A 4515-nucleotide genomic window follows, 5' to 3' on the forward strand; every position below is an offset into this window, starting at 1 on the left:
GCATATATAAAATCAACTATGCTAAAAAGAGGGTAAAGAAATATAATAGTCCAAACAATATTATTGGTTTGATACCAGGCTTTTTTTGAGGTCTCTTTTATTAATTCTTCTTTTGTAATTTGAACAAACATTATTCGTTATCTTGAAATTATAAATTAAGGCCTATGCTGGTTGACTGTTTTAAACAAAATAGGTGGAAGAACAAAACAATATGTTTTACGAACATGTTAAGGTTTTTGTTAATATTATTATTTATTACAACAGGTTGCCCAGTTACAAAAAGCAGTCCAAAAAACGGCGGCTTGCGCGCGCTGGCCTTTAAACGAGCATATACCCTAAATAATGGTATCAGTTTTTCATGGCTGGAGCAAACCTGGAATAAAAACATACCGGGGCAGGGGGCTATTAAAGATGCCGATTTTTTGCTGTTAAAAAAGCTTGGTTTCAGGAGCATAAGGTTACCTGTAGCATTTACATTCTTCGAATCAGAACGCGTATCGTCTGAGCAAATACAGGGATACATTGATAAAGTAATTAAGCAATGTCATAGATACGGATTTAAATTGGTATTGGATTACCATTACGGGAAATTAATAGATACCAATTACAATACCGAAACTCCTAAAATCATCGGTTTATGGCAAAAAATGGCTAAAAGGTATAAATATGCAAGTGCCGATGATGTTTTTTTTGAGTTGTATAACGAGCCGCCCCATATGAACCCCAATGTGTGGAAAGACGCAATATATAATATAGTAACTGCCGTACGCAAAGTTGATAAAACACGCACATTTATTATCGGAGCATCAAACTATAACAGCATATATGAGCTGAGCCGGTTTGTAAGACTTGCTGATGAGAACATTATTTATACATTTCACTTTTATGAACCTTTCTTTTTTACCCACCAGGGTGCAGCGTGGGTAGGCAACCAGGTTGCAACAACCGGGGTATCATTTCCTTATAGTGCGGAAAATTTTCCAGTGCTTAACCCGAAGGCTAAGGGCACAAGCGGCGAAATTAACTATGAATTGTATAAGCGCGATGGCAACGAACAGTCGGTAAACGATAAACTGCAGATAGTAAAGACCTGGGCTGTTAAGTATGATGTGCCGGTTATATGCGGCGAATATGGCGCCTATAATAAATATGCTGATATTGATAGCCGCTGCAGGTATATTAAGGCTGTAAGAACAGCGTTAAAAAAACTTCATATACCGGGTATGCTTTGGGATTATAACGACACGTTTTCTATATTTACAGGCAAGCCATCAATGGATAATTTACCGGCCTGTATGAAAGACGCAATAGGTTATAAAGCCTTAAAATGATGTAACATTATTGTGCTTTAAATGTTACCTTTGAAGATTAATAATTTGTTATGGAATTTTTTGTAGAAAAGCGCAGGGAAGTAATGAGCCACATTGAAAAATTCATGCTCGAAAAGATGTATGATTTTTTAAAACCTGTTGACACGATATGGCAGCCATCAGATTTTTTGCCTGATTCTTCAAGAGATACTTTTTTTAACGAGATTAAAGAATTACAGGAAAGCGCCCAGGGACTTAGCTATGATTTGATAGCGGTTTTAGTTGGTGATACAATTACCGAAGAAGCACTGCCAACTTATGAATCATGGCTTACCATGGTTGATGGGGTATCAAAAGATGAAGCTGGCGGCTGGATGAAATGGACCCGCCACTGGACCGCCGAAGAGAACCGCCACGGCGATCTGCTAAACAAATACCTTTATCTTTCTGGTCGTGTTAATATGCGTATGATGGAGGTATCAACCCAGTATTTAATTGCCGATGGCTTTGATATTGGTACCGGAACCGATCCTTACCGCAACTTTATATACACCTCTTTCCAGGAACTGGCAACAAACGTATCGCACAGACGCGTAGCATCGCAGGCTAAAAAAGATGGTGATACCCTGCTATCAAAAATGTGTGGTGTAATTGCCGGTGATGAGGCCCGCCACGCTAAAGCGTACAAATACTTTATTGAAAAGATATTTGAAGTTGATCCTAATGAGGCTATGATAGCCTTTGAGGATATGATGCGTAAAAAAATTGTAATGCCGGCCCATTTCCTGCGCGAAGTTGGTTTAAAAATAGGCCAAACCTTTGGCCACTTTACCGATGCTGCCCAGCGTTTGGGTATCTACACAGCTATCGACTATGTGGATATACTGAAAGAATTGATAGAAGACTGGCATATTGAAAGTGTTACCGACCTTAATGAAAGCGGCGAAAAGGCCCGTGATTATATCATGAACCTGCCCGGCCGCCTGATACGTGTAGCCGACCGTATGAAAAACCCGATGCTTGAATATAAATTTAGCTGGATAAACGGGTAAGGTTCATTAAAAGATATTTAAGGAGAGACGCATGGAAATGCGTCTTTTTTTTGCTATTCTAATTCGAACGGTATAGTAACTCAGACTCCTCTACCAGAGAACCGAGGAGATGGAAATCATTTGAGATAGTTAGTGTAATGGGGCTGGTTAAGGGAATTCAAGGATGTCTGTTCTAAAAAGATTTGTTGAATACGATTATCTTTGAATAATTTCGAAATCAATGGCTGATAAAAAGACTGAACAAGAGGCTAGGCAACAACTACCAGATCCTACTTATTATGACAAGCAGTATATAGATATCCATGTGCCTCGAAAGAATGGAATGTATGAAGTAGTGACATTTGCTAAATCAGAAAAGGATGGTCAAACAATATGGCTGGCGTTGCCATACGCGAGATAGCAACAGCAGGTAATAAATATTGTGCATAAGAGATTTTATGCTAAGCCAAAAAAATAGTTGAGCTTTTAGCCTTCCCGCACCAGGTCGGTACCCCGGCTGCCTGCAACATCGGCAAACAATCTGTTCAGGATTGATTCAATTGTCAGCGAGTTTACATCATCTACATAATGCTCATTTCGGGTTATCCAAAGTTCGTTGCCATTAATGTGCAGGCTGAACAAAACACCTTCGTACAAATCCGGCTGACTTATTTCAAGAACATCATCCTTCCCGCTTATGGTAAAGTTAATATCACTATGCCGGCACTCATGAAAAAGTGGGTTTAGCTTATGCTGCAGGATATTAAATAACTCATGAATATGAATGGGCGAGTGGAGTGTTATAATTTTCATGATAATACATTTGCAATGTTTAATATTACAAAGCAAATTTGTTATTGTTTGAGCCCCACCCAACCCTCCCCAATGGAGAGGGCTTTAAAATGCCATTATGAAGGTATATCGGGGCAATTGTTAATAAATATCAATCTAAAAAAACAACAAGTCTCCCCCTTCAGGGGGAGATTTAGAGGGGGCTTATATGAACTACAAATTACTTGGCCGCTCGGGCCTTAAAGTTTCTGAACTATGCCTGGGTACCATGGGTTTTGGCACCGAAGCAGGCTGGGGTGCCGATGCGGCAACCAGTTTTGCTATTATGGACGCCTACGCCAATGCCGGCGGCAACTTCCTGGATACCGCCAATATTTACAAACTGGGCACCAGCGAAAAGATCATTGGCGATTATATTGGTAACCATGACCGTGATTATTTTGTGCTGGCTACCAAATACACGTTAAAGGATAACATAAGCAACCCTAATGCATCGGGTAACAGCCGTAAAAACATGATGCGTAGCGTTGAGGAAAGCCTGAAGCGCCKGAAAACCGATTTTATTGATGTTTTGTACCTGCATATCTGGGATAATATTACCCCGGTTGATGAAGTACTGCGCGCTATGGACGACCTGATTAAGCAAGGCAAAATAACTTATGCTGCCATAAGCGATACACCCGCCTGGGTGGTAGCCAAAGGGAACACCATGGCCGAACTGATGGGCTGGAGCCAGTTTATTGCCTTACAGGTAGAGTACAGCCTGCTGGCCCGTACCGCCGAGCGTGAACTGATACCAATGGCCAAACATTTTGGGATGACGGTTACACCATGGGCCCCGCTTGCAGGAGGCGCGCTTACCGGTAAATATTTAAAAGGTGATAAAGGACGTATAAAACCCGAAAGCAACCGCCTGAATGCCCGTGCGGAAAAGATTACAAAAGTAGTGATGGAAGTAGCCGCCGAACTTGGTGTATCCGAAAGCCATGTGGCGCTAAACTGGACCCGCCAGCAATATTTTTCGTGTATCCCGATTGTGGGCGCTACCAAAGTAGATCAGCTGCTGGATAATTTAAAAACCGTTGATGTTACTTTAAAAGCCGATCAGATGAAACGGCTGAGCGATGCCAGTGCTATTGAATTAGGTTTTCCCGGCGATTTTTTTAACGAGGAAGCTGTTAAGAATAATAGCTTTGGCGGATTTTATGATAGGGTGGAGAGGAGGTAGCTTCACTCACAATTTACCGGATGCCTTCGGAGTTAGTCGTCTTTGTTTCATGCCGCACATGGTGTTCATGGCGACTACCTTCATAATCCTCCTTTTTGTGAAGCTTTTCCCTTTTACGGTTACGGCTAAAATACCGTCTTACCCGGCGGAAAAT

At 41.2% G+C, this 4515-nt stretch carries 5 protein-coding genes; 4 read left to right on the top strand and 1 reads right to left on the bottom strand.

The genetic code is table 11. The annotated features are described in order from the left end of the window. Nucleotides 1-224: 224 nt before the first annotated feature. The 3 genes from AC1DPZ_RS22480 to AC1DPZ_RS22490 all read left to right on the top strand — a co-directional run bounded on the left by AC1DPZ_RS22480 (nt 225) and on the right by AC1DPZ_RS22490 (nt 2762). The gene (locus AC1DPZ_RS22480; protein ID WP_477407658.1) at nt 225-1331 is read left to right on the top strand and encodes a glycoside hydrolase family 5 protein; all 1107 of its coding nucleotides are present in this window, start codon (nt 225-227) and stop codon (nt 1329-1331) included. 50 nt (nt 1332-1381) lie between these two features. Continuing rightward, complete coding sequence (locus AC1DPZ_RS22485; RefSeq protein ID WP_477407660.1) at nt 1382-2362, top strand: acyl-ACP desaturase; 981 nt, start codon at nt 1382-1384, stop codon at nt 2360-2362. Between the two features lie 220 nt (nt 2363-2582). Next, the gene (locus AC1DPZ_RS22490; RefSeq protein ID WP_477407662.1) at nt 2583-2762 is read left to right on the top strand and encodes a hypothetical protein; all 180 of its coding nucleotides are present in this window, start codon (nt 2583-2585) and stop codon (nt 2760-2762) included. Between the two features lie 65 nt (nt 2763-2827). On the opposite strand, the gene AC1DPZ_RS22495 is transcribed toward AC1DPZ_RS22490, so the two are convergent. Beyond that, nucleotides 2828-3154, bottom strand: coding sequence for a hypothetical protein (locus tag AC1DPZ_RS22495; RefSeq protein WP_477407664.1), 327 nt, complete (start codon nt 3152-3154; stop codon nt 2828-2830). Nucleotides 3155-3341: 187 nt separating this feature from the next. Here AC1DPZ_RS22495 and AC1DPZ_RS22500 point away from each other — a divergent pair, with 187 nt between their 5' ends. Next, nucleotides 3342-4361, top strand: coding sequence for an aldo/keto reductase (locus AC1DPZ_RS22500; RefSeq protein ID WP_477407666.1), 1020 nt, complete (start codon nt 3342-3344; stop codon nt 4359-4361). The last annotated feature ends 154 nt before the right edge of the window (nt 4362-4515 follow it).

It is taken from the genome of Mucilaginibacter sp. P4_G9, assembly GCF_056400985.1.

Excerpts from the sequence above, each read along its gene's own strand:
- AC1DPZ_RS22480 (WP_477407658.1), top strand. The coding sequence starts at position 225 with ATGTTAAGGTTTTTGTTAATATTATTATTTATTACAACAGGTTGCCCA.
- AC1DPZ_RS22485 (WP_477407660.1), top strand. The coding sequence starts at position 1,382 with ATGGAATTTTTTGTAGAAAAGCGCAGGGAAGTAATGAGCCACATTGAA.
- AC1DPZ_RS22490 (WP_477407662.1), top strand. The coding sequence starts at position 2,583 with ATGGCTGATAAAAAGACTGAACAAGAGGCTAGGCAACAACTACCAGAT.
- AC1DPZ_RS22495 (WP_477407664.1), bottom strand. The coding sequence starts at position 3,154 with ATGAAAATTATAACACTCCACTCGCCCATTCATATTCATGAGTTATTT.